This window comes from Achromobacter sp. JD417 (assembly GCF_041879325.1).
Classification (GTDB): Bacteria; Pseudomonadota; Gammaproteobacteria; order Burkholderiales; family Burkholderiaceae_B; genus Achromobacter; species Achromobacter mucicolens.
In genome coordinates, this window is sequence record NZ_CP087159.1 from 2,131,471 (window position 1) to 2,153,310 (window position 21,840).

24 protein-coding genes are annotated in these 21,840 nt (G+C 68.2%); 3 read left to right on the forward strand and 21 right to left on the reverse strand.

The annotated features are described in order from the left end of the window. Nucleotides 1-542 precede the first annotated feature (542 nt). Nucleotides 543-1,775: a GGDEF domain-containing protein gene (locus LN047_RS09770; RefSeq protein WP_373981617.1), complete on the forward strand. Its 1,233-nt coding sequence runs from the start codon at nucleotides 543-545 to the stop codon at nucleotides 1,773-1,775. On the opposite strand, the gene LN047_RS09775 is transcribed toward LN047_RS09770, so the two are convergent. Next, entirely contained in the window at nucleotides 1,765-3,681 is a 1,917-nt protein-coding gene (locus LN047_RS09775; RefSeq protein ID WP_373981618.1) for a prolyl oligopeptidase family serine peptidase, read from the reverse strand. The two genes, LN047_RS09770 and LN047_RS09775, sit on opposite strands and share 11 nt — an antisense overlap. A gap of 138 nt (nucleotides 3,682-3,819) precedes the next feature. On the opposite strand from LN047_RS09775, the gene LN047_RS09780 reads away from it, so the two are divergent. Continuing rightward, nucleotides 3,820-4,275, forward strand: a complete 456-nt coding sequence (locus LN047_RS09780) for a BPTD_2524 family lipoprotein (RefSeq protein WP_056315981.1) — start codon at nucleotides 3,820-3,822, stop codon at nucleotides 4,273-4,275. Between the two features lie 19 nt (nucleotides 4,276-4,294). Here LN047_RS09780 and LN047_RS09785 read toward each other — a convergent pair whose 3' ends face one another. Continuing rightward, nucleotides 4,295-4,717 carry a PaaI family thioesterase gene (locus tag LN047_RS09785; RefSeq protein WP_063955853.1) on the reverse strand — a complete coding sequence of 141 codons (423 nt, stop codon included), beginning with the start codon at nucleotides 4,715-4,717 and terminating at the stop codon, nucleotides 4,295-4,297. 75 nt (nucleotides 4,718-4,792) lie between these two features. Here LN047_RS09785 and dinB point away from each other — a divergent pair, with 75 nt between their 5' ends. Next, entirely contained in the window at nucleotides 4,793-5,890 is a 1,098-nt protein-coding gene (dinB, locus tag LN047_RS09790) for a DNA polymerase IV (protein WP_056315984.1), read from the forward strand. On the opposite strand, the gene LN047_RS09795 is transcribed toward dinB, so the two are convergent. The 19 genes from LN047_RS09795 to LN047_RS09885 form a co-directional block, all read right to left on the reverse strand. Further along, nucleotides 5,887-6,351 carry a GatB/YqeY domain-containing protein gene (locus LN047_RS09795; RefSeq protein ID WP_128828002.1) on the reverse strand — a complete coding sequence of 155 codons (465 nt, stop codon included), beginning with the start codon at nucleotides 6,349-6,351 and terminating at the stop codon, nucleotides 5,887-5,889. The two genes, dinB and LN047_RS09795, sit on opposite strands and share 4 nt — an antisense overlap. 80 nt (nucleotides 6,352-6,431) lie before the next feature. Further along, nucleotides 6,432-6,872 carry an excinuclease gene (locus LN047_RS09800; RefSeq protein ID WP_082586165.1) on the reverse strand — a complete coding sequence of 147 codons (441 nt, stop codon included), beginning with the start codon at nucleotides 6,870-6,872 and terminating at the stop codon, nucleotides 6,432-6,434. 64 nt (nucleotides 6,873-6,936) lie between these two features. After that, nucleotides 6,937-8,163 carry a beta-ketoacyl-ACP synthase gene (locus tag LN047_RS09805; RefSeq protein WP_217617841.1) on the reverse strand — a complete coding sequence of 409 codons (1,227 nt, stop codon included), beginning with the start codon at nucleotides 8,161-8,163 and terminating at the stop codon, nucleotides 6,937-6,939. After that, nucleotides 8,163-8,894, reverse strand: coding sequence for a 3-oxoacyl-ACP reductase FabG (gene fabG / locus LN047_RS09810; protein ID WP_373981619.1), 732 nt, complete (start codon nucleotides 8,892-8,894; stop codon nucleotides 8,163-8,165). The genes LN047_RS09805 and fabG overlap by 1 nt, the downstream gene beginning before the upstream one ends. Next, the gene (locus LN047_RS09815; RefSeq protein WP_373981620.1) at nucleotides 8,891-9,346 is read right to left on the reverse strand and encodes a 3-hydroxylacyl-ACP dehydratase; all 456 of its coding nucleotides are present in this window, start codon (nucleotides 9,344-9,346) and stop codon (nucleotides 8,891-8,893) included. Before LN047_RS09815 ends, fabG begins: the two co-directional genes overlap by 4 nt. Beyond that, the gene (locus LN047_RS09820; RefSeq protein WP_373981621.1) at nucleotides 9,343-10,542 is read right to left on the reverse strand and encodes a beta-ketoacyl-[acyl-carrier-protein] synthase family protein; all 1,200 of its coding nucleotides are present in this window, start codon (nucleotides 10,540-10,542) and stop codon (nucleotides 9,343-9,345) included. The genes LN047_RS09815 and LN047_RS09820 overlap by 4 nt, the downstream gene beginning before the upstream one ends. Then, nucleotides 10,539-11,093 (reverse strand): DUF3261 domain-containing protein, encoded by a 555-nt coding sequence (locus LN047_RS09825; RefSeq protein WP_373981622.1) that lies wholly within the window; start codon nucleotides 11,091-11,093, stop codon nucleotides 10,539-10,541. Before LN047_RS09825 ends, LN047_RS09820 begins: the two co-directional genes overlap by 4 nt. A gap of 7 nt (nucleotides 11,094-11,100) precedes the next feature. After that, the gene (locus LN047_RS09830; RefSeq protein WP_373981623.1) at nucleotides 11,101-12,363 is read right to left on the reverse strand and encodes an NAD(P)/FAD-dependent oxidoreductase; all 1,263 of its coding nucleotides are present in this window, start codon (nucleotides 12,361-12,363) and stop codon (nucleotides 11,101-11,103) included. 25 nt (nucleotides 12,364-12,388) lie between these two features. Further along, nucleotides 12,389-14,716 (reverse strand): MMPL family transporter, encoded by a 2,328-nt coding sequence (locus LN047_RS09835; RefSeq protein WP_373981624.1) that lies wholly within the window; start codon nucleotides 14,714-14,716, stop codon nucleotides 12,389-12,391. Beyond that, nucleotides 14,700-15,302, reverse strand: coding sequence for an outer membrane lipoprotein carrier protein LolA (locus LN047_RS09840; protein ID WP_373981625.1), 603 nt, complete (start codon nucleotides 15,300-15,302; stop codon nucleotides 14,700-14,702). Before LN047_RS09840 ends, LN047_RS09835 begins: the two co-directional genes overlap by 17 nt. Further along, entirely contained in the window at nucleotides 15,293-15,742 is a 450-nt protein-coding gene (locus LN047_RS09845; RefSeq protein ID WP_373981626.1) for an acyl-CoA thioesterase, read from the reverse strand. Before LN047_RS09845 ends, LN047_RS09840 begins: the two co-directional genes overlap by 10 nt. Continuing rightward, on the reverse strand, nucleotides 15,735-16,658 hold the full coding sequence (locus LN047_RS09850; protein WP_373981627.1) for a glycosyl transferase: 924 nt from the start codon (nucleotides 16,656-16,658) through the stop codon (nucleotides 15,735-15,737). The genes LN047_RS09845 and LN047_RS09850 overlap by 8 nt, the downstream gene beginning before the upstream one ends. Next, nucleotides 16,655-17,407 carry a glycosyltransferase family 2 protein gene (locus LN047_RS09855; protein ID WP_373981628.1) on the reverse strand — a complete coding sequence of 251 codons (753 nt, stop codon included), beginning with the start codon at nucleotides 17,405-17,407 and terminating at the stop codon, nucleotides 16,655-16,657. The genes LN047_RS09850 and LN047_RS09855 overlap by 4 nt, the downstream gene beginning before the upstream one ends. Further along, a complete protein-coding gene (locus tag LN047_RS09860) occupies nucleotides 17,394-19,097 on the reverse strand; it encodes an AMP-binding protein (protein ID WP_373981629.1) in 1,704 nt (567 codons plus the stop codon). Before LN047_RS09860 ends, LN047_RS09855 begins: the two co-directional genes overlap by 14 nt. 4 nt (nucleotides 19,098-19,101) lie before the next feature. Then, entirely contained in the window at nucleotides 19,102-19,650 is a 549-nt protein-coding gene (locus LN047_RS09865) for a hypothetical protein (protein WP_373981630.1), read from the reverse strand. Continuing rightward, nucleotides 19,647-19,901, reverse strand: coding sequence for an acyl carrier protein (locus LN047_RS09870; RefSeq protein WP_056316019.1), 255 nt, complete (start codon nucleotides 19,899-19,901; stop codon nucleotides 19,647-19,649). Before LN047_RS09870 ends, LN047_RS09865 begins: the two co-directional genes overlap by 4 nt. A gap of 16 nt (nucleotides 19,902-19,917) precedes the next feature. Then, complete coding sequence (locus tag LN047_RS09875) at nucleotides 19,918-20,178, reverse strand: phosphopantetheine-binding protein (protein WP_056316022.1); 261 nt, start codon at nucleotides 20,176-20,178, stop codon at nucleotides 19,918-19,920. Next, complete coding sequence (locus LN047_RS09880; RefSeq protein WP_056316024.1) at nucleotides 20,159-21,022, reverse strand: 1-acyl-sn-glycerol-3-phosphate acyltransferase; 864 nt, start codon at nucleotides 21,020-21,022, stop codon at nucleotides 20,159-20,161. Before LN047_RS09880 ends, LN047_RS09875 begins: the two co-directional genes overlap by 20 nt. Then, nucleotides 21,019-21,741 (reverse strand): beta-ketoacyl synthase chain length factor, encoded by a 723-nt coding sequence (locus LN047_RS09885; protein WP_373981631.1) that lies wholly within the window; start codon nucleotides 21,739-21,741, stop codon nucleotides 21,019-21,021. Before LN047_RS09885 ends, LN047_RS09880 begins: the two co-directional genes overlap by 4 nt. Nucleotides 21,742-21,840: the final 99 nt, after the last annotated feature.

Consider the following 21,840-nt stretch of genomic DNA (forward strand, 5'->3'; position numbering starts at 1 on the left):
TCTGTATGACATCCGCAGTTGCAATTCGGGGCGTCCATGGCTCCGCCAGGCCGCCAGGCGCAAGGACCGGGCAGGACAGCGCAGGCGATCAATTCGCCTGCGGGCGGGAACGGACGTTTGAATGGAAGTTGCGCGGCGCCCGCTGCGGGGACCTTCGCACTCGCGTATCGGAGTGCATGGCTAGTACGCGCCACGCCCGTGGGGCGTGATCGCGGCGCTTATGGCTGCGCCGTCGACGGATGGAACTTTACGGATATTTGCGCAAGTTAACTGTCAATTACTGCAAAGGGAGCGTCACGGCGCAGGCGGGTTGGCGTATTCTTTCGTCGCAGGCCGTACGATCGTCTTGGCGCGGGCGGTAAAGGTTCTGAACGAACAGGCGCGCGTTGCCCCGATGGGCAAACGCGCAGCGGGTCATTTTGTCGTTCTGGTAACAAAAAGCATCAAAAATGCTGACGTGTAACGCGTTATCGATTGCGAACCCAGTGCAACTGCAATTCCCAACGGCGGGGCAGGCCCAGAAGGCCTGAGCCGGAACAACCATGACGACTAGCTTGTTTTTCCTGATGTGGGGACTCGCCACGGCGCTGGCGTTGCCGCTGCTGCTGCCGTTTCATGGCCGCGGCGTCGAAGGCGTGCCCGCGTTCATGGCGGCCAATGCGCTGGCCGTGCTGTCGATGCTGGCCTACGCGTGCGCCGAAATGATGCCGCCCGCGGCCTATGTGATGGTGTCCAACGCGGCCTGGGCCGTGTCCGCCGCGCTGGTGTACATCGGCGTGCGCCAGTTCTTCGGCTTGCATCCGCACATCCTGCGCACGACCGTGTTGTGCTCGCTGTGCACGTTTGGCTTTGCGCTGCTGCTGTATCGCAACGACAGCCTGCTGTCGCGGATGATGCTGTATTCCGGCTACACCTGCGTGCTGATGGCGGCAACGGGGTGGGTCATCTTCCGGCAGCGGCGGCGCATCCAGACCAAAGGCGTCGTGCTCTACCTGCTGCTGGCCCTCTTCGGGCTGGTGGGATTGCACGCGCTGCGCGTGTATGTCTACGGCGCGGGCGTGGAAGCGCCGGTGTCGCTGTTGCAGCCGTCGGCGTGGGGCCTGTTCTTCATCGTGTGCGGCTCCGTGACGGTGCCGGGGCTGTTTCTGGCGCTGCTTTTCATGATCCAGTCCAGCCAGGCGGAAAAGATGCAGGCCGCGCTGACGTTCGACAGCCTGACGCAGGCCTACTCGCGGCGCAGCATCCTGGACGAGCTGGAACGCGAGCTGCAACGTTGCGAGCGCAGCGGCGGGAAGCTGGCGGTGCTGGTGCTGGACATCGACCATTTCAAATCCATCAACGACCGCTATGGGCACGCGGGCGGCGACACTGCGCTGCGGCACTTCGCGCGCGTGGTGCAGAACGCGGTCCGGTCGAGCGACCGCTTCGGACGCATGGGCGGCGAGGAATTCGTGCTGCTGATGTACGACTGTGATCCGGCGAGCGCGCTGGTGCACGCGCAGCGCGTCTGCGACGCCTTGCGCGACATGCCGCTTTACCTGCAGGGGTTGGAAGTGCAGATGACCACAAGCGGGGGGCTGGCGTCCTATCAGCCCGGCGATAGCGCCGACGTGATCCTGGCGCGGGCCGACGTGGCGTTGTACCGGGCCAAGGAACAGGGGCGCGACCGGGTGGAAATGGCCTGGAGCGGCCGGGGGATGGTTCGGGCAGGCGGCGGCCTGCCGGCCGCCGCCACGAATGCCCTGGAGGCCGAAGCCGCGGGCACTACTGCTTGAGGTGTTCCGTCAGGAACTTCTCCATGGCCTCGTAGAACTCGAACTTGTTCTCGTCGTTGTGAAAGCCGTGGCCTTCGTTGTCCTTGACCATGTATTCCACATCGACGCCGCGAGCCTTGAGCGCCGATACCATCTGATCGCTCTCGTCCTTGTTCACGCGCGGATCCTTGGCGCCCTGCGCCACGAATAGCGGCGTGCGGATCTTGTCCGCATGCAGCGCCGGCGACGTGGCGGTCAGGCGGTCGCGGTCCCGCACCGGGTCGCCCACCATGTCCTGCATCTTGTCCAGCATCGGCTTCCAGTAGGGCGGAATCGACTTCATGAACGTAAAGAGGTTGGACACGCCCACGTAGTCGACCGCCGCGGCGTACAGGTCCGGCGTGAAGGCCACGCCGGCCAGCGTCGCATAGCCGCCGTAGCTGGCGCCATAGATGCCGATGCGCTTTGGATCGGCGATGCCTTGCTTGACCAGCCATTCGACGCCATCGGTGATGTCGTCCTGCATCGCCAGGCCCCATTGTCCGAAGCCCGCTTCCCAGAAGTCGCGGCCGTAGCCGGTGGAGCCGCGGAAGTTCATCTGCAGGACGCAGAAACCGCGGTTGGCCAGGAATTGCACTTCGGGGTTGTAGCCCCAGCCGTCGCGGGCCCAGGGGCCGCCGTGCGGGTTGACCACGCAAGCCAGGTTCTTGGGCGTGCGGCCCGCGGGCAGCGTCAGGTAGCCGTGGATGGTGCGGCCGTCGCGGCTTTGGTAGCTGATGGGCTGCACCCGCGACATATCGGCCTCGGGGATCGCCGGATTCAGGTCCGCCAGCTTGGTCAGCGTGCCGGCTACCGCGTCATAGATGTAGCGCGAACCGGGCGTACGGTCGTTGTAGGCGGCGACGATGAACTTGTTTTCGTCGCGGTTGCCGCCCTGCAGGACGACGTCGTAGCCGGGCAGGCGCTCAGCGAGGGTCTTGTACAGCGCTTCGGTTTCGGCGTCGAAGAATTTGTATTGCGGCTTGTCGGTCTGGTAGGACGCGACGGTCAGCACGCGGCGCTTGCGCGAGAATGCCGCGCCGTCCAGGTCGACCGCGTCGGGCGTGAAGATGACGTCTTCAACGTCCGGCGTGGCCGGGTCGATGACGACGAGCGAAAGCTTGTCGCGGCCGCGGTTGCTGAGCGCGTAGAACTTGTTGTCGTCGAACGTGAAGAACGCGGGGCTGACGCTGGTGCGGTAGTCGGTGGTGATGAGGGGGCGGAAGTCGGAGGCTTCGTCGTCGCGGTAGAGCAGGGTGGTGTTCAGCCCGTCGCTGGCGACGGCGGCGCGCACCTTGCCGGCGTGGTCGGTCTGCCAGCCGACGATGTTGCCCGGGTTCTGCGCCACCAGCACGGCCGCGCCGGTGTGGACGTTGACGCGGTAGACGTCAAAGACTTCGGGGTCGCGCTGGTTGTGACTGATCAGCACGTGGTCGGGATCGTCTTCCAGGTCGTCTTCGATGCCCGCGCGCACGCCCTCGTAGGGCGTCAGGTCGGTGATCGTGCCGGTCTTGGCATTGACGGCCAGGACGTGGAAGTTCTCGTCACCGCCAAAATCCTTCTGGTACAGCACCACGTCCGCGCCTTTCCAGAAGTAGGCGCTGATGTCGCGCGCGGTCTCGCGGGTCAGTTGGCGCGGCTCGCCGACGAGCTCGCTGCCTTGCAGGGGCTGCACATAGATGTTCATGCGGGCGGGATTGCCGTCCACGCTGGTCGGCTGCATGAACGAGAGCGTCTGGCCGTCGTCCGAGAGCCGGAAAAAGCCGCGATCGGGGTTGCGGAAGAAATCTTTCAGGGGATAGGCGCGAGGAGGCGGCTGCGTGGCGCAGGCACCCAATGAGGCGCCGACAATGCCGGCCGCCAGGACGGTGCGCAGGAATGAGAACAAGGGAAACCTCCGTGATGTCGATCCGCGTTGCAATGGCCGGTCGATAATGCCATAGCCGCGCGAGGGGTGTCGAACCGGCCCCACTTATGCCGTCAGACGGTTTGCGGGATAATCGCGGCAATTCTTCTGGAGATTTACATGTACAGGAATCTGGTCGCGGCCTCGGCGCTGGCCCTGGGGCTGGCCGGCTGCTCGCTCGGCATTTCGCCGGACAGCGCGTCGCCGCACAGCGAATTCAAGGCGCCGGTGGCGTTCAAGGACGCCTACGATGCGGTCATCCGCCAGTCCAACGCCTGCCTGCGCAGCACCGACAACGCCTACCGAGTCGTGTCCGACCTGAACGAAAGCGCGCAAACCGGCGTGGTGCGCGTGCTGGCGCCGTACTCTGATCGCGAAATGTCGCGCGTGGACCTGAAGTCGCTGGGCCCGAAGTCCACGGACGTTCGCGTCGTGATGTGGGGCAAGGGCACGTGGGATGCCGCCGCGATGCGCGCCATGCAGGACGCGGTGTACTACGGGCTGGTGTCGTGCAGCACGTACATGCCGCTGGATCCGCGTCCGCCCGTCAAGCCGTCGCGCGACCTGCCCAGGTAGGACAGCCAGCCCGGCTAGGTCAGTCGCCGCCCGGACGGCGGCGGATGATCTTGAAGGTGGCGGTGGCGCGTGCCACCAGTTCGCCGTCAGCGCGGCGGATGTCGCCCTCGCAGAAGGCGATGGAGGCGCCGCGGCGCAGGCAGCGCGCCTCGATGACCAGATCGCCGGTGCCGGGCGACAGGAACGTGGTGTTCATGTCGATGGTGGCCATGCCTTCGGTGGCGTCGGCCGAGCCGCGAGCGGCGGCGCTCAGGGTGAAGTCCAGCACGCTCATCAGCGTGCCGCCGTGCACATCGCCGCGGCTGTTGGTCAAGTCTTCGCGCCACGGCAGCGTCGTGCGGGCGTAAGCGGGCGCGATGCTTTCCGGCACCAGGCCGATGAAACTCATGAAAGGAATGGTCAGGCCGAAGTAGTCGGTGTTGGCGCGGGCGGGTGCAGTCATGGATCCGTCGGGGGCAAGAAGGGATAGCGAATTGTCGCCGGTCATAATATATGTTTTTGCCACGGGATTGAGGCCATGACGGGGCAGGCGCCCGCGCAGTCCGCGCGCAAGATCGTGCATGTGGACATGGATGCTTTCTATGCATCCGTGGAGCAGCGCGACAACCCCGACCTGCGTGGCAAGCCGGTGGTCGTGGCCTGGACGGGCCCGCGTTCGGTCGTGTGCGCGGCCTCGTACGAGGCGCGGCGCTACGGCATCCATTCCGCGATGTCGGCCATCAAGGCCGAACGCCTTTGCCCGCACGCGATCTACGTGCCGCCCGATTTCAACCGATACCGCGACGTCTCGCGCCAGGTGCGGCAGATCTTCGCGCGCCATACCGACCTGATCGAACCCTTGTCGCTGGACGAGGCCTACCTGGACGTCACGGTCAACAAATGCGGGCTGCCGTCGGCCACCGAGGTGGCGCAGGTGATCCGCCAGCAGATCCGCGAGGAAACCGGCCTGACCGCGTCGGCGGGCGTGGCGCCAAACAAGTTCCTGGCCAAGATCGCGTCTGACTGGAACAAGCCCGATGGGCTGTTCGTGGTGCGGCCCAACAAGGTGCTGGCGTTTCTGGAGGCCTTGCCGGTGCGCAAGGTGCCGGGCGTGGGCAAGGTCACGCAGGCGCGCCTGGAGCAGCTTGGAATCCAGACGGTGGGCGACTTGGCGACGCACAGCGCGCAAGAACTTGAGCACTATTTCGGCCGCTACGGCCGGCGCCTGTATGAACTGGCGCGCGGCATCGACGAACGCGAGGTGCAGACGGACCAGCCGCTGCAACAGGTGTCCGCGGAAACCACGTTTTCCAACGATGTCCGGCTGGACGCCGTGGGAGACGCGCTGGACCGCATGGCGGAAAAAGTGTGGGATCAGGCGCTGAAGAAGGGCGCCTTGGGACGCACGGTGGTGCTCAAGCTGAAGACCGACCGCTTCCGGATCCTGACGCGCAGCCAGACCTGCGCGCAGCCGCCCGCATCCGCCCTGGAACTGGCCGCGCTGGCTCGGCTGCTATGCGAACGGGTCGACCTGCCGCCGGACACGCTGTACCGGCTGGCGGGAGTGGGGATGAGCAACTTCGCAGATCCGGCGGAGCAGTCGCGCCAGCCGGATCTGTTTGGGGGGGCGTTTTAGTTTGCGAGGCGGGCTTTCACTTGCTGCGACAGCGCCGTCATGTCGGCGCGGCCGGCCAGGTTCTGCTTGAGGATCGCCATCACCTTGCCCATCGCGGGCGCGCCGGTCACGCCTTGCGCGGCCACTTCCGCCAGCGCGGCGTCGATGGCGGCAGCCACTTCCTCGGGCGTCGCGGCCTGGGGCAGGAATTCCTGCAGCACGGCGAGTTCGCCCTTTTCCTGCTCGGCGGTTTCCGTGCGGCCAGCCTGCTCGAACGCGGCGATCGATTCGCGGCGCTGCTTGACCTGCTTTTCGATGATGGCGGTGATTTCGGCGTCGGACAGATCGCGGCGTTCGTCCACTTCCTTCTGCTTGACGGCAGCCAGCAGGAATCGCAGCGTGGTCAGGCGCTCGGTGGCCTTGGCGCGCATCGCGTCCTTGACGGCGTCGGACAGGCGGGTCTTGAGCGTAGCAGTGCTCATCGGTAAACCTTTGTGGTGTTGCGGTAATCGGGAAGTGTAAACCGGGCCGGGGCGCACCGGGCGGCCCCGGCCCGTTGCGCTTACTTCACCGTGGCGAGGTCGCCGCGCAGCGCGACGCCTGCCACCATGGCGCCGGCGTGGCACTCGTAATCGGTGGTGCTGCGGTATTCGTTCTTGCGGTAGTAGCTGACGATATTGGTGACGGCATTGGCGCCGGCCTTCTTCGCGGCTTCATGCAGCGCGATCACGGCGGACTGGGCCACCCACACGCAAGCCTCTTCGTCCTTCTTGGCAAAGGCGTTCGTCTTGCGGTTGGTGACCACGCCGGCCTCCAGCACCTTGCCCTTGGGCCCCGTGCCAGCCAGGTAGAACTTGACGCTGCCGTCGATCTTGCCGGCGTCCTGCGCGGCCTTGACGGCGGCCGCGAGGGGCAGGTGGACGGTGCGATCCGCGGCCAGGACCGGGGCGGTCAGGGCAAACGACACGGCCAGCGCGCCAGCGAGCTTGCAATGGAGGGTCATGACTTGCATTCCTTGATGAGACGTTGGAAAAGCGGGAAAGCGGTACCAGCGGCGCTGGCCCGCGTCAGGGCCAGCGCTTGAAGATCAGGGACGTGTTGATGCCGCCAAACGCGAAGTTGTTGTTCATCACGTATTCGTTGCTCATGCGCCGGCCGTCTCCGTCCAGATAGTCGAGCTCGCCGCATAGCGGATCGACATTCTGCAGATTCAGCGTGGGGGCGTACCAATCGTTCCTGAGCATCTCGATGCTGAACCAAGATTCCAGCGCGCCGCAGGCGCCCAGCGTGTGGCCCAGATAGCTTTTCTGCGAGCTGATCGGCATGCGGCTGCCAAAGAGGCCGGAAGTCGCCTGCGTTTCGGCCACGTCGCCCTGTTCGGTCGCGGTGCCGTGCCCGTTCACGTAGCCGATGGCCTCGGGCGGCAGGCCGGCGTCGGCCAGCGCCATCTCCATCGCGATGCGCATGGTGGCCGCTTCGGGCCGGGTGATGTGCGTGCCGTCCGAATTGCTGCCAAAGCCCACGATCTCGGCGTGGATGCGCGCACCGCGGGCCTGGGCGTGTTCCAGCGATTCGAGGACCAGCATGCCGCTGCCTTCGCCGATGACCAGTCCGTCGCGGTCGCGGTCGTAGGGGCGGGGCGTCAGTTCCGGCGTGTCGTTCTTCTGGCTGGTTGCGTACAGCGCGTCGAACACCAGCGCTTCGCTGGGGCACAGTTCTTCGGCGCCGCCCGCCAGCATCAGGTCCTGACGGCCGTAGCGGATGGCCTCGTAGGCGTAGCCGATGCCCTGGCTGCCGGATGTGCAGGCGCTGGAGGTCGGGATGATCCGGCCCTTCAGTTCGAAGAAGATGCCGATGTTGGCCGCGGTGGTGTGCGGCATCATGCGCACGTAGGAATTGGCGTTCAGGTCATCCGTCACGCCGTTGAGCAGCATGTTGCCGAAGGCGCGGATTTCCGCGGTGCTGCCGACCGACGATCCGCAGGCCACGCCCATGCGCCCGTCGGTGATGCTGCGCTCGCCCAGCAGGCCGGCGTCGGCCAGGGCGTTCTCGGCGGCGCGCACCGCCAGCTGCGACACCCGGCCCATGCTGCGCAACTGCTTGCGCGTCCAGTGCGAAGGCGGCTGGAAGTTTTCGACCGGGCCGCCCAGACGGGTATTCAGTTCCGTGTAGCGCGACCAGTCGGGCATGACGCGAATGGCGCTGCGGCCCTCCTGGAAAGCCTGCTGGATGGCTTGCCATTCCGATCCCAGGGCGCTGATGCCGGCCATGCCGGTGACAACGACGCGTTTCATCAGCAAAGTCCTCCGTTTACAGCGATGACCTGGCGCGTGATGTACGCGGCGCCGGGGGACATCAGGAATGTCACGGTCGCGGCCACCTCTTCGGGCCGGCCCATGCGCTGCGCCGGGATGGCCTTCAGGATTTCCTCGACCGGCACCTGCTCGTCGATCATGTCCGTATCGATCAGACCGGGCGCCACGCAGTTCACGGTGATGTGGCGTTTGGCCAGTTCCACGGCGAGCGCCTTGGCGGCGCCGATGAGGCCGGCCTTCGAGGCGCTGTAGTTGACCTGTCCGCGGTTGCCGACCAATCCGGAGACCGAGGTCATGCACACCACGCGGCCCGCCGCGCGGCGGCGGATCATGGGCATCGCCAGCGGGCTCATCACGTTGTAGAAACCGTCCAGGTTGGTCCGCAGCACCTGGTCCCAATCGTCGCCCGTCAGGGCGGGGAACGCGCCATCGCGCGTCAGGCCGGCATTGAGCACCACGCCGTAATACGCGCCGTGCGCGTCGACATCTGCCTGCAGCACCGCGGCGCACTGCGCGCGGTCGGCCACGTCGAACTGAAGGATGCGGGCCTGGCGGCCACGGGCCTGCACCTCGGCCTGGACGGCCTCGGCCTGCGCGCGCTGTTGGCGGCAATGCAGCACCAGATCGTGGCCCGCGTCGGCCAGGGCCAGCGCGATGGCGCGGCCGATGCCGCGGCTCGAGCCGGTGACGAGAATGGGGTCGGCGCTCATTGGGGGGCTTGTTCCTGCATAAGGGTGTTGGGGTCGCTGGGCTGATAGACGTTGAGCCGGGCTTGGGCCAGCACGCGCGTGCCCTCGCGCAGTTCGCATTCGAAGACGCTCATGCCGCTGGCGTCGATCAGGCCGCGTTCGACGTGGACGGTGAGGGCGGCGCCGGCGGGCAACGATGCGTCGTGGCATTCGTAGCGCCGCGTGCCAAGCAGGAAGCCGAGCTTGACGGCTTCGTTGGCCTGGCGGGCCTGGCAACCCGCCCAGGCGCCGACGGCCTGCGCCATCAGTTCCATGCCAAGCCAGGGCGGCAGCGAGCCGTCGGGCAGCGAGTAGGGGCCCGGCCGCACGACGGCCTGGGCGGTAAGGCTGTCCGCGTCATGGTGGGTGACCGCGTCGAGCAGGATCATGTCGCCCGCGTGCGGCAGCAGGCTGGCCATGGGCCAAGTCGTCATGGCTGGCCTCCCAGCACCAGGCTGGCATTGTTGCCGCCGAAGGCGAACGAGTTGCTCATGGCGAGCCGCCGCCGGCCCGCCGGGTAGCGGTGCGCTGACGTGCTGAAGTCCAGCGCGGGCAGCGCCGGATCCGGTTGGCCATCCCACACATGGGGCATCAGCGCGCCCTGCGTGTTGGTGGCGGACAGCGTGATCCAGGCCAGCGCGGCTTCCAGGGCGCCGGCCGCGCCCAGCGTGTGGCCGGTCAGCGCCTTGGTCGACGCGCAGGGCACGCCGTTCGGAAACACCGCGTGGGTGGCGTGGCTTTCCATGGCGTCGTTGTGCGGCGTGCCGGTCCCGTGCAGGTTAAGCCAGCCGATGCCGGCGGCGTCCACGCCGGCCGATTGCAGCGCGGCCTGCATGGCCCGGCGCGCGCCTTCGCCGGTCGGGTCGGGCGCGGACATGTGCCAGGCGTCGGAGCTGGCGCCGCCGCCCAAGAGCGCGACGGCGTTGGCATCGGCTGGATCGCGTTCCATCAGGAACAGCACGCCGGCTTCGCCGATGTTGATGCCGCGGCGATGGGCCGAGAAGGGCGCGCACAGCGCTTCGTCGACGGCTTCGAGCGTCGCGAAGCCATTGATGGTCAGGCGGCAGAGCGTGTCGGCGCCGCCGCAGATCACCGCGTCGCACAGGCCCAGCTGCAGCAGCCTGCGCGCCGACAGCAGGGCGCGGGCGCTGGAGGTGCATGCGGTGGACAGGGTGTAGGCCGGCCCCGTCACGCCCAGCCAGTCCGCAAGGAAGGCGGCGGGCGAGGACAGGGCCTGCCGGCGGTAGTCGTAGTCGTCCGGCCAGGCGCCGTGCGCGCGCAGATGGCGGAACGCGGGCGCATTGTCATTCACGCCGGACGTGCTGGTGCCCAGCACCACCGCGACGCGCGCGGCGCCGTATCGGGCGATGGCGCTGCGCAGCCGGTCCTCGATCTGGAGGGCCGCTGCAAGCAGCAACTGGTTATTGCGGCTGTGGTGATGCGCGGGCATCTGCGGGGGCGCCGGCGGCAGCGCGCCGGTGACGGCGCCCAACGTCAGCGTGCGGCCGATCACCCAGCCGTCCTGGGCGCGCATGCCGCTGGTGTCGCCCGCGAACGCGGCGCGGCCGACGGCGTCCACGCCAGCGCCCAGCGCGCAGACGATGCCGGGAGTGCCAAGCCAGGTCGTCATGGCTGTTCCTTCAGGGGGGTGATGCGCCACGTGACGCCGCTGGCGCTGCCGATCGACAACGCCTGGCTCTGCGAGTCCGCGGGATAGGAGACCGTCCAGCGCACCTTGCCGCCATCGAGCAGCAGGCGTTGCGTGGCGCCGCCTTGCGAGGCCGCGCGCCACGACGCCGCGCCGTAGGCTGCGTCAAGTTCGGCCTGCGGGGTCCAGGCAAACATCAGCGCCGCGAACAGATCGCGCGCCTGCGCATTGGGCCGCATGAAACCATCGTTGCGCCATTGCCCGCGCTCCAGCATCTGGCGCGCCTGCGGCACGCCCATGGGGTCGAACAGCGACCACCGCAAGGCGGCGTCTTCGCGCTGGACCACCAGCAGCAGGTCCAGGGCGGGCTGGCCCGGCGCGGCCTGCACCACGTGCAACTGGCGCGGCAGCGAAAAGCCGGCGTCGCGCGCGGGCAGGGGCGGCGCGCCCGCGCAGCCGGCCAGCGCCAGCAAGGCCAGCGTCATCGCCAGGGCGCGGCAGGCAGACAGGAAGGAGGCGGGATGGGCGGTCATTATGGGTTCAGGCGGGCTGGGCGAGCCTGTCGCCGCTGCGGCACAGCTCGCTCAGCATGCGCAGGCGGCGCTGCGGGTTGGCGACGAAGGGATTGGCCGTGTCCCAGGCGTAGCCGGCCAGGATGGAGCTGATCATGCGGCGGATTTCCGGTTGCGCCTGCTGATAGAAGACAACGTCCTGGAATTCGCCGGTGTACCAGCCCTGCACATACGCGCGGAAGGTTTCCACGCCGATCATCAGCGGGTCGGCGAACTCGGCTTGCCAGTCCACCTGCGCGCCGCCCAGTTGCCGGTGCAAGGCGTCCGCGGCCAGCTTGGACGAGCGCAGCGCGATGGTGACGCCGGACGAGAACACCGGATCCAGGAATTCCGCGGCGTTGCCCAAGAGGGCGTAGCCGGGGCCGTGCAGGCGGGTGACGCTGGCGGAGTATCCGCCGATGGTATTGGCCGGTGTGTCCCAGACGGCGTTCTTCAAGACCCGCTTCAGGTTGGGCGCGGCATCGGCCATGGCGCGCAACGTGGTCATCAGGTCCTCGCCGGGGCCGCCAAAAAGGTCGTCGCCGCCCACCACGCCGAACGAGCAGCGGCCGTTGGAGAAGGGAATCAGCCAATACCAGATGCCGCGCTCTTCGGGGTGAACCGTGATCAGGATCTTCTCGCGGTCAAAGCCGGGATCGTCGATGCGGTCTTCGATGTGGGTGAAGATGGCCTTGCGGGGCGGCAGGCCGGAGGGGCGTTCCAGGTCCAGCAGACGGGCCAGCACGCGGCCGTAACCGCTGGCGTCCAGCACGAACTGGCTCTTGACCTGGTAGGCGCTGCCGTCCGCACGGCGCACGTCCAGCAAGGGCCCGGCGCTGCCGAAGTCCGCGGCGGTGACTTCCTGCTGATAGCGCACCTCGACGCCCTGGCGCGCGGCGTCGTCCGCCAGCACCTTGTCGAAATGCGCGCGCTGCACCTGGAAGGTCGTGCCCGGCCCGGCGGTGAACTTGTCGCGGAAGTCGAAGTACGTGTAGGCGTCGCCGCAGGCGAACGCGGCGCCGTTCTTGACCTGGAAGCCCGCGGCCTGGACGGCGGGCAGCATGCCGGCCTCTTCCACGAATTCCAGGCAATGCGCGAGCAGGCTTTCGCCGATGGAGAACCGGGGGAACTGCTGGCGCTCCAGCATGAGCACGTCATGTCCCTGCCGCTTGAGCAGCGCCGCGGCAACGGCGCCGGCGGGGCCCGCCCCGATAACCACAACTTCCCGATGTTCCATGCTGGAGATTTCCATGATTCCTTGGTGAAAGAGGCAGGTGTCAGGCCCGCCGGGGCGGCCCGACCCAGGGCGCCCACAGGAGCGAAAAGGCGACGCCCAGGGCCACCGCCAGCCCGAAGTTGGCGATGGCGGGCGTGTGGCTGAGGGCAAGCAGTCCGAAAGACAGCAGCGTCGTGACGGCGCCCAGCAGAATGCCGACGAGGCTGGCGGCGGCGCCAGCGACGCGCTCGTACATGAAGATGGCGTAGTCCACGCCGATGGCCGACACCAGCAGCAGGCCGAAGAGGCTGAAGAGCGTCAAGGGCTGGCCCAGGTAGCCCAGCGCGGCCAGGCTGCAGGCGGTGGCCGCCAGCGGCACGGCAAGGATGCGCCAGGTGGCGGCGCGTCCCAGCGTCAGAAGCAGCAGCACGGCCGCGGCCACGTAGGACAGCAGCTTGAGTTCGGCGGCTTCGACCCGCGTGGCGGCGAACATGCGGTTCAGCTCGCCGCTGCGGTCGACCAGCGTGACGCCCGGCGCGGCCTGCGCGATGGTTGGCAGCGCGGCCGGATCGGTCAGGCCCAGCAGCGAGATCATGCCGGCGTACTCGCCGTCGTGCTGGCCTAGCCACAGCGCGCGCCAGCGTTCGGCCTGCGGGCCTTGCAGCGCGCCATCGATGGTGACGACCGGCAGCGCCGCCAGCGACTGCAGCTCCTGCGTCACGGCCTCGAGCGGAATGCCGAGGTCCGTCATGGGCTTCCACACTTGCGGTTGTCCGGCCAGCTCGGCCAGGCGGCGGCCCAGGGCCTGCTGGTCGGCGGCGGGCGACACGAGCTGGCTGAGCGCGTTGTAGGTGGCCAGGCCGCCCCGCTGGACCAGCGTGTCGAGCGCTTGCGCGACCCGCGCCTGGCGGCGCAGCAGTTCGTCGGGATCGGGGGCGCGCACCAGAAAGAACTGGCTTGTGGGCACAAAACCGGTGATCTCGCCGATCTGCCTGGCCTGCTGCATCAGCGGCGCCGGCAGGCTCAGCCATTGACGCAGATCGTCCTGGATGCCCAGCCGCGCGATGCCGCCGGCCGTCACCGCCACCAGGACGGCGGCGCCGGCCCACAGAACGCCGCGCCGGGCGCCCAGCCGTTCGCGCGTGGCGAGCGCGGCCTGGGCAAAGTGAAGCAGCGGCAGCCAGGGGCGCGGCTGCCAGCCCCGCATCCACGCCGGAAGCTGGCACACGGTGCAGGCATACGCGCCAAGCAGGCCGGCCGCCGAGAACACGGCGGTCTGGGTCAGCGCCGGAAACGGCGTGAACGCCAGCGCGACATAGCCCACCAGACTGGCGGCCAGGCTGATCGTCAGACCGGGCAGCACGCGGCGCAGCGCGGGCCACGCTTGCCAGTCCGGCATCCCGAAGCGCTTGCCCAGCCAGTGCATGGGAAAGTCGACCGCCACCCCGATCAGGCTGGCGCCGATGACCAGCGTCAGGACGTGGATCGAGCCGAACACCGCGACGCACGCGACCGCGCCGGTCACGAGGCCCACCGCCACCGGCACGAAGGCCAGCAGCACGCGCCAGCGGCGCAGCGCCAGCAGCAGGACGAGCACGATGCCGATCGTGGCGCCGGACCCGATCCAGCTGCTTTCGGCGACCGCCTGCGCCTTGCCGGCGGCCGCGTACAGCGCGCCGCCCGCCACCAGCATCTGGGCGCCGCCGGCCTGCAGAGCCTCGCGGTCCTTGGCGATCTGCGTGGCGATGCGTTGCGGCGCATCGGCATCGAACGCGTCGCCGCGCGTCTCGGCGCGCACGAGCACCCAGCGTTTGCCGTTCTGCTGCGCCTGCAGCGTGCCCGAGCCCATGTCGTAATGCACGGGTCCGCCGGGCCTGAGTGATTGCTCGGCGCGGCGCGTGAGCCCCAGCCAGTCTTGATCGGCGGGCACGAGGCCCGACGAGGAGAACGGATCGGACAGCTCGCGCGCGCGGCGCTGTGCGAATGCGGCGGGATCCGTCTCAAGCAGTTGGCGGTCCGCCAGCGGCAGCATCGCCAGGCGGCCGGCCAGCAGTTGTTCGCGCAGGGCGGCCAGGTCCACATTGACTTCCACCTGCACGACCGAAAATAGGCCGCTGTCCGACCAGCGTTTGGCAAGCAGGCGCGCCGGCTGCGCGGGGTCGGCGTCATCCGGGGCAGACACCAGCGCGATGAGCTGGCGCGACAGCGGTTCCTGGATGCGGGCCTCGGCCAGCTGGCGCGTGGCGTCACTGGCGCTTTGCGGCACCAGCTCCATCAGGTTGGCCGACACCGGCCAGCCATTGCGGCATTGCCAGGCGCCGGCAAGCAGCACCAGCAGCAGCCCCAGCTTGAAGAGGCGGGGCAGCCAGCGTTCAGTCCGAGAAGGCACGCTGTTCCTCGGGCGTGAGCGCGTCGGCCGCGACCGCGCCCGTCATCTGCAGGACGCTGCGGTCGCCTTGCGTCTCGCGCAATTCGATGCGATCGACCAGCGCGCCGCCGTCGATCTGGATCGTGCTGAAGATCTGCTTGAGCAGCGCCGACCGCGGCGTCAGCGTCAGTTTCCAGCCGGTTGCCTCGCCCGTCAGCGCCAGGTCGAAGTTCTCTTCGAGCCCGCGCGTGTCGCCAGCCAGGACCGACAGGAACAGCTGGTTCTCGCGTCCCGCGCCGGTGTGCTGGGGCAGCGCCTGCCAGGCGCCCGATTCGTCGCGGCGCGCGATGCCGTCGGCGTTGATGCGCAGGTCCTGGACGATGGGCGTACGCAAGCGCCACAACAAGCCCTTGCCCGCCGCCAGCGTGAAGTCGCCGCGGCTGGTCAGGGGCTGGGGCAGCGACCGCAGGAATTTCTGCTGGACGAACTGGCCGCGCACGATCGGCGTGGCGCGCAGTTGCTGTTGCAGGGCGTTCAGGTCGAACGCCCGGGCGCTCAAGGGCAGCAGCGCCATCGCCAGCAGAAAGAGAAATCGGTTCAGGCGCATGTCGCGGTCTCCAGGGATTGAAGGGCGCGTTGGACCGCATCAACGAAGACGGTGGGCGAGGTCAGCTGCATTTCGCGGCTGGCCAGGCACACGGCGACCTGTTCGGAGGTGGCCCGGGTGAGCCGCTGGCCCGTGGCCGCGTCCTGGATCAGGTAGTTGATCTTGAGGCGGTGCTCCCATTCGACCAGTTCGGCGTGCACGACCAGGCGTTGGCCGAACTGCGCGGGCTGGGCGTAGCGCAGATGCAGGTCGATCACCGGCCAGGCGTAGCCGCTTGCCCGCATCGCGTCGTAGTTGTGGCCGATCCGGTCCAGCAGTTCGCAGCGCGCCTGTTCCAGATATTTGACGTAATGGCCGTGCCACACGACGTTGATCGAATCGACATCGAAGAAGGGCACACGGATTTCGACTTGCGCGCCGATCGCGCCACGTTTACGCATCGTCTTTCCAGAAGGGGTAGAAGTTGAACCACTGCAGCGGCGCGTCGCGGCAATGCGCGGCCAGGCGGTCGGCATAGCGCTGGGTCCAGACGGCGATCTGCGCCTGCCGGGTCGCGCGCGTCCATTCGACGCGCTCGGTCAGGCGCTCCATCGAGACGCGATAGCGGCCGCCGTGGCGGGTGCAGCGCAGCAGGTTCACGGGGCAGCCCAAGAGGCCCGCCAGAAGCCACGGGCCCTGGGGGAACAGGGCGGTGGCGCCCAGGAATTGCACGGGTACCGTGCGGTCGCCGCGCAGCGGCACACGGTCGCCGGCGATGGCAAGCCATTCCCCGCGCTCCAGGCGCTTGGCAAGATCCAGCATGACGGCGGCATCCAGCTCGCTGACCTGGATCATGCGCAGCCCGCCGCCGGCCTCGTCGAGCAGGCGGTTGAAGTTCACGGCGTGCTTGCTGTGCACCAGCACATTGAGCCGCAGCGCGCCGGTCTGCTCCGCAAGCGCGCGGCAGATTTCGAGGTTGCCCAGGTGCGAGCCCACCAGGATCTGTCCGCGGCCGTGGCCCATCTGGCCATGCAGGCCGTCCGGGTCCGCGATATCCAGACGCGCCATCGTGATCTTGCCCTGCCATACGTCCAGCTTGTCCAGAATGGCGGTGGCGAAGGCGAGGTACTGGCGGTACACGGGCAGGGCGCGCGGCAGCGGAGCGGCCAGTTCGCCGGAGGCCGCCACGCGAGACTGGTACACCGCGATCGCGCGCCGCGCGCGGGCGCCAAACGCGTAGAAGTACAGCACCACCACCCAGACCACGGGGGCGACCGCGCGCCGTCCCAGCCTGCGCGCGGCCCATGCCGTCAGGCGCATCAGCACGGGGCTGCCGCGTTCGCGCTGCCCGGCCCAATGCGGATCGGCCACGCTCATGGCTGGGCGCTCCGGGACAGGCGGCGCCACAACAGCGCCGGCGACCGGGCCAGCATGCCGAAGAACAGGCGCGCGTGCATGCGGCTGATCAGCACGTTGTCTTGCAGGCCCTTGAAATGCGAAATGCCGCCCTCGGGGTAGACCACGCGCGTCGGCAGCCAGGCCATGCGCACGCCGCGCCAGTGCAGCCGCACCAGCACGGCAATGTCGAAGTCCATGCGCTGGCCGACGTGGGCGCCGTCGATCACCGGCAGCACGGCTGCCAGCGGGTACACGCGAAACCCGCACATGGCGTCGGGGATGTCGAGCGACAGGGTGTTGATCCAGACCCACACACGGGTCAGCCAGCGGCCGTAGAGACGGCTGCGCGGCACGTCGTCGCCGTACACGGGCGCGCCGCAGATCACGGCGTCCGGCTGCTCGCGCGAGGCTTGCGCGAATAGCGGGATGTCTTGCAGCGCATGCTGGCCGTCGGCGTCCACCTGCAGGGCATGCGTGTATCCCAATGCCAGCGCGGCCCGCAAGCCATCCTGCACTGCGGCGCCCTTGCCGCCGTTGACGGCGCGGCGTACCAGGTGGGTGTCGGGCTGTTCGGCCAAGCCGTCCAGCACGGCGGCGCACGCGGGCGCGGAGCCGTCGTCCACCAGGACGCAAGGCAGGCCTTGCGCGGCAAGCTGCGCGACGACCGCGGCGACGGTGCCGCCGTGGTTGTACACGGGCACGACAGCGCACAGCTTATGCGGCGTCATGGCTTGCTCCGTGGAGAATGCGCCCGGACGAGCACGGCGCGTCATTCACCGTGAACGTGAAGTAGAGCTTCTGTTTGGCGGTATCCCATTTCAGCGTCAGGACGGCGGCGTCGCCCGGACGCAGCAGACGCTGGAACTTCAGCGCTTCCATGCCCGCGAAGTTCAGACCGGGGTGCAGGTCGCGCTGGGCAAGCGACATGGCCCAGCTGATCTGCGCCACGCCCGGCACGACCGGCGCCGCGGGAAAGTGTCCGCTGAAGTAAGCCAGGTCGTAGGGAATGTCCAGCGTATAGCGGCGTTCGTTGTCCGGTTGTCCGGGCAGGCCGGCCGGGATGGCGGCGGGCGCCACGGGGCGCGGGCCGGCCGCGGCCTCGAAGTCGGCTTGCGGCAATTTGCCTTGGGCGTTGGCGGGCAGGTGGGGCAGCAGCCGCCAGGTGCGCGGAATCGCCAGCGATTCGAAGCGCGCGGCCAGATGGCCCCGCAGCGCGTCCACCACGGCTTTGCGGCCCTGGTTGCGCAGTGCATGCAGGCCGTGGGCCGACAGCGCAACGAGCGCGGCCAGGCGCGTGGCGCCGGCGGCCTTGCCGAGCCGGACGTCGGTCGCAAAGGCATGTTCCATCAGCGCGTGTTCGATCATGGGCAGCGACACGCGCTTGTCTTCGATCTTCATGATGCGGTCCAGCCTGCCGAGCAGCCGGAAACCCGTCGCTGTGAGCTCGGCGCCATCGGCGGTCTGCGCCTCGCTGGACTGCACCCAGGGCGACGACACGCGCAGCGCGCCTGCGTCGTTCAGGTCGACGCTGACGCCCGGCAGCGGCTGCCAGTCGGTGTCGCCGGTGCGCCAGGCGACCGCGCCCGTTTCAGAACTGCCGTAGATCTCGGTGGGGCGCAGTCCGAGCGAACGTTCGATGTCGTCGGATACGTCAAGCGGCAGCGCGCCGCCCGACGAATGGATGCGCGTCAGCCGCCCGCGCAGCTGCGCCGCGTCCAGGCGCTGGCCCAGCCGGCGCAACAGCGCGGGGCTGGCGATCCAGGCGAATGTGGGAAAGCGCAGGCTGGCCTGTTGCAGGTCTTCGGGGTACAGCCGCTGGCGGCGGTCGATCTGGCGGCCCGCGCAAAGCGGCCACAGCACGCGAAAGGGCAGGCCATACATATGCTGGGCGGACACGCTGCCCAGCACCGGCGTGTGCGTGTCGGGCCATTGGCGCTGCAAGGCGTCGATCTCCGCCGCAAGCTGGCGCCATTGCTTGACGATGTACTTGGGCGCGCCGCTGGACCCCGATGTGCACAGCACCAGCGTCACCGATGCATCCAATTCGGCCGGCGCGAGCGGCGGCTGGTCCAAGAGGTCCGCCAGCCGCCATTGCCGCCCGGCAGGCACGGGCAGATCGGTGTCAGTCAGCCACGCATCGACCGTGCCGTCCAGGCCGTTGCAGGTCTGGCCCTGATTGTCTCCGGGCAGGACGGCCACGACGCCCGCGCGCCAGCACGCGAACAGCGCGCAGGCCAGTTCCACCGCGTCGTCGAACCACAGCGCGGCGCGGCGCACCGGGCGCGCGCGCAACGCGCCCGCCACGGACAGGGCGTTCCGCGCAAAGACCTCACGGGTGATCGCCGGGCCATCCGCGATGGCGGCCTCCATGCCGCCAGGGGCGGGCATCAGCAGGCGGGGCAGGGGCGTCCAGGCCATGGCTTCAGGCGGCCTTCGCGGCGGCGGGGCGCACCAGCCATTCGCCGGCGGCCATCATGCCCATCAGCACGTAGCTGGCGCAGCCGTTGTAGGCGACCCACCAGTTCCACGGCGCCCAGGCCGCCAGCGCGGCGGCGATCGTGCCGTTCAAGGCGAAAAACACGCACCAGGCGCGGGTCACGTTGCGGGTGTAGCGCACGCCCTCGGGCGGCAGATCGGGGTGGCGCAGGCGCGCCAGACGTTCCACCACGGGCTGTCCGGCGCGCAGGCTCATGCCGAAAATGGCCAGCATCATGGCGTTGACCAGCACGGGATACCAGCGCAGCCAGCTCTCGGAATTGGTTACCGCCAGGATCAGGCAGAAGACCAGTGCGGCGGCGGGCAGCAGCTTGTCGCCGGGCTGCGCGGCGCGCGCGGTCAGGCCGCGGGCCAGCCACAACAGCGCCAGCGGCAAGGCCAGCCAGGCGGCGTTCACGCGTCCCAGCATCGCGTACACGACGAAGGGGTAAGCCACTGCGGCGGCGGCCAAGGCGGCCGCAACGCCACGGTTCATGCGGCCGGGTCCTGCTTTTGCCACATGGCCTGCACGACGTCTTCGACGGTGCGGACCGTGCGGAAGTCGTTGGCGTCCAGCTTGCGGCCGGTCTGGCGGCGCACGTGGTCGATGAGGTCGATCGCGTCGATGCTGTCGATTTCCAGATCGGTGTACAAATGCGCGTCGGGCGTGATCCGTTCCGGTTCGATTTCGAACAGTTCGACGAGGGCGCCGCGCAGCGTGTTGAAGATTTCGTCGCGGGTGTGCATGGTGACTCCGTATGCGTCAGTCGCGGCGTTGCGCAGTGACAAATGCCGCCAGGCTGGCAATGCTGGCGAAATGCTCGCGCATGTTGCGCGTTTCGGGATCGATGGTGATGGCGTAACGCTTTTGCAGCGCCAGGCCCAGTTCCAGCGCGTCGACCGAATCCAGGCCCAGTCCGTCTCCGAACAGGGCGGCTTCGCGGTCGATGTCGTCGGGCGTGATGTCTTCGAGCCCGAGGGACTCGATGACGAGCGTCTTGAGCTCAAGTTCCAGTTGATTCATCCAGCGTTGACTCCACTTGCGCCGCCGTGGGCGGCGGCGCGTTCATTGGGGCGCCTTGCTGCGCCTGCGGCGCCAGCTTGGCTTCGAAATAGGCGTGCAGGTAGGCATTCATCTTGCGGCCGGCGATCGGCAGCGGATGCGCCTGGCTCCAGGTCGCCGGGTCGATGTCTTCACCGACCTCGATGACATAGCGCATGCGCGAGGGCGGAATCCGGTACCAGGGCTCGCCCTTGGTGAGGCTGCGCGGATTCATCCGGATCACGACCGGCGTCACGACCTGCGCGCCGCGCAGCGCAATGGCGCATGCGCCGCGATGAAACTGCGGCATGGCGTCCGGCGGCGTGCGCGTGCCTTCCGGGAAGACGATCAGCGTTTCGCCATTGCGCAGCACATCAGCCGCGCGGTCGAACATGTCGAAGCTTTCGTCATTGGTGATGTATCCGGCATTGGCCACGGGGCCGCGGGTGAAGGGATTCGTGGCAAGGCCATGCTTGACGATGCAGTTGGCGTTCTTGACATGCCCGACCAGGAACACCACATCCAGCAGCGACGGGTGGTTGGCAAGAATCATCTGGCCCGGTCGGCCCAGGCGGTCGGCGCCCTTGAATTCCACGGTCAGGATGCCCACGCGCACCATGAACCGGATGAACAGCCTGAAGGTGCCATTCAATGCCCAGCGGGCCCGGCGTTGGCGGTCCTGGCGGTCGCCCGGCAGCAGGCGCTGGGGCGGAAACACCATCAGGCGCAGCAGCACGCCGCCCACCCCGAACATGGTGAAGGCCATGCCGGTGGCGACCAGGCGCCACAGCCAGAAATCTTGACGAACTTGAGCCGGGGAGGTCATGCGTTACGCGTCCAGGTCCATTGGCGGCTGCGGTTGGCGTGCCGCCAGCTTCGGGTCTGCAGCGTCAGGTGGCGAACCAGATTCAGCGGATTGGGCCAGACTTGCGGCGGCGCACCACTGTTGCCAGCCGGACCCATCGAGAGCGCCCAGTCCGTGCCCGGGCACAGGCGGAACGCGGCGGCGTAGGAAAACGGCGCGTCTCCCACCCAGGGCGCGTACGGGGGCGGCGGCACTTCCTCGGCCAGCACCACCAGCACGTTGCCATGCCCCTGGCCGAACAGCAGCGCGGCTTCGAGGAAGGCGTGCTCCAGGCCGTCGTCCTCGACGGACAGCGCCACGGACTCGGCCGTTTCGCGGCGTATGATCGACCATTGCGCGGCTATCGCGTTGTGAACCGACAGGCCAAAGGCCGTGGGCGACAGCGGCTCGTCCGCCGCGAGCGACTCAAGCAGTCCGAAGTTGCGCGTGGTTTCTCCGTGCCGCGAGGCAAAGACGAACGGCATGTCCGGGTATCCGTCGGCAAGCGGCCACGCGCACGCGAACACCCCGCGAGCCAGAGGGCTGAGGCGGCGGCGCTGCATGGGGGGCAAGAAGTCGAGGCGGGCGGCGGCCTGATCTCCGAGGGGGCAATATGGGTGTTCCGCCCAGTGCTGCCAACTGCTCGGGTCTTGAAATCCTGGTGTCCAACCTTGCCAATGCGCGATGGAGAACGTCAACATAGCGCGCGATTCTACTATGGCAAACTCGGCTCAAACTGTTTTGAATAGTTACACATCACACAAATTGGCTTAGATTTCTCGCATTATTTTCTAAATAGT

Excerpts from the sequence above, each read along its gene's own strand:
- LN047_RS09770 (WP_373981617.1), top strand. The coding sequence starts at position 543 with ATGACGACTAGCTTGTTTTTCCTGATGTGGGGACTCGCCACGGCGCTG.
- LN047_RS09780 (WP_056315981.1), top strand. The coding sequence starts at position 3,820 with ATGTACAGGAATCTGGTCGCGGCCTCGGCGCTGGCCCTGGGGCTGGCC.
- LN047_RS09785 (WP_063955853.1), bottom strand. The coding sequence starts at position 4,717 with ATGACTGCACCCGCCCGCGCCAACACCGACTACTTCGGCCTGACCATT.
- dinB (WP_056315984.1), top strand. The coding sequence starts at position 4,793 with ATGACGGGGCAGGCGCCCGCGCAGTCCGCGCGCAAGATCGTGCATGTG.
- LN047_RS09795 (WP_128828002.1), bottom strand. The coding sequence starts at position 6,351 with ATGAGCACTGCTACGCTCAAGACCCGCCTGTCCGACGCCGTCAAGGAC.
- LN047_RS09800 (WP_082586165.1), bottom strand. The coding sequence starts at position 6,872 with ATGACCCTCCATTGCAAGCTCGCTGGCGCGCTGGCCGTGTCGTTTGCC.
- LN047_RS09805 (WP_217617841.1), bottom strand. The coding sequence starts at position 8,163 with ATGAAACGCGTCGTTGTCACCGGCATGGCCGGCATCAGCGCCCTGGGA.
- fabG (WP_373981619.1), bottom strand. The coding sequence starts at position 8,894 with ATGAGCGCCGACCCCATTCTCGTCACCGGCTCGAGCCGCGGCATCGGC.
- LN047_RS09815 (WP_373981620.1), bottom strand. The coding sequence starts at position 9,346 with ATGACGACTTGGCCCATGGCCAGCCTGCTGCCGCACGCGGGCGACATG.
- LN047_RS09820 (WP_373981621.1), bottom strand. The coding sequence starts at position 10,542 with ATGACGACCTGGCTTGGCACTCCCGGCATCGTCTGCGCGCTGGGCGCT.
- LN047_RS09825 (WP_373981622.1), bottom strand. The coding sequence starts at position 11,093 with ATGACCGCCCATCCCGCCTCCTTCCTGTCTGCCTGCCGCGCCCTGGCG.
- LN047_RS09830 (WP_373981623.1), bottom strand. The coding sequence starts at position 12,363 with ATGGAAATCTCCAGCATGGAACATCGGGAAGTTGTGGTTATCGGGGCG.
- LN047_RS09840 (WP_373981625.1), bottom strand. The coding sequence starts at position 15,302 with ATGCGCCTGAACCGATTTCTCTTTCTGCTGGCGATGGCGCTGCTGCCC.
- LN047_RS09845 (WP_373981626.1), bottom strand. The coding sequence starts at position 15,742 with ATGCGTAAACGTGGCGCGATCGGCGCGCAAGTCGAAATCCGTGTGCCC.
- LN047_RS09850 (WP_373981627.1), bottom strand. The coding sequence starts at position 16,658 with ATGAGCGTGGCCGATCCGCATTGGGCCGGGCAGCGCGAACGCGGCAGC.
- LN047_RS09855 (WP_373981628.1), bottom strand. The coding sequence starts at position 17,407 with ATGACGCCGCATAAGCTGTGCGCTGTCGTGCCCGTGTACAACCACGGC.
- LN047_RS09860 (WP_373981629.1), bottom strand. The coding sequence starts at position 19,097 with ATGGCCTGGACGCCCCTGCCCCGCCTGCTGATGCCCGCCCCTGGCGGC.
- LN047_RS09865 (WP_373981630.1), bottom strand. The coding sequence starts at position 19,650 with ATGAACCGTGGCGTTGCGGCCGCCTTGGCCGCCGCCGCAGTGGCTTAC.
- LN047_RS09870 (WP_056316019.1), bottom strand. The coding sequence starts at position 19,901 with ATGCACACCCGCGACGAAATCTTCAACACGCTGCGCGGCGCCCTCGTC.
- LN047_RS09875 (WP_056316022.1), bottom strand. The coding sequence starts at position 20,178 with ATGAATCAACTGGAACTTGAGCTCAAGACGCTCGTCATCGAGTCCCTC.
- LN047_RS09880 (WP_056316024.1), bottom strand. The coding sequence starts at position 21,022 with ATGACCTCCCCGGCTCAAGTTCGTCAAGATTTCTGGCTGTGGCGCCTG.
- LN047_RS09885 (WP_373981631.1), bottom strand. The coding sequence starts at position 21,741 with ATGTTGACGTTCTCCATCGCGCATTGGCAAGGTTGGACACCAGGATTT.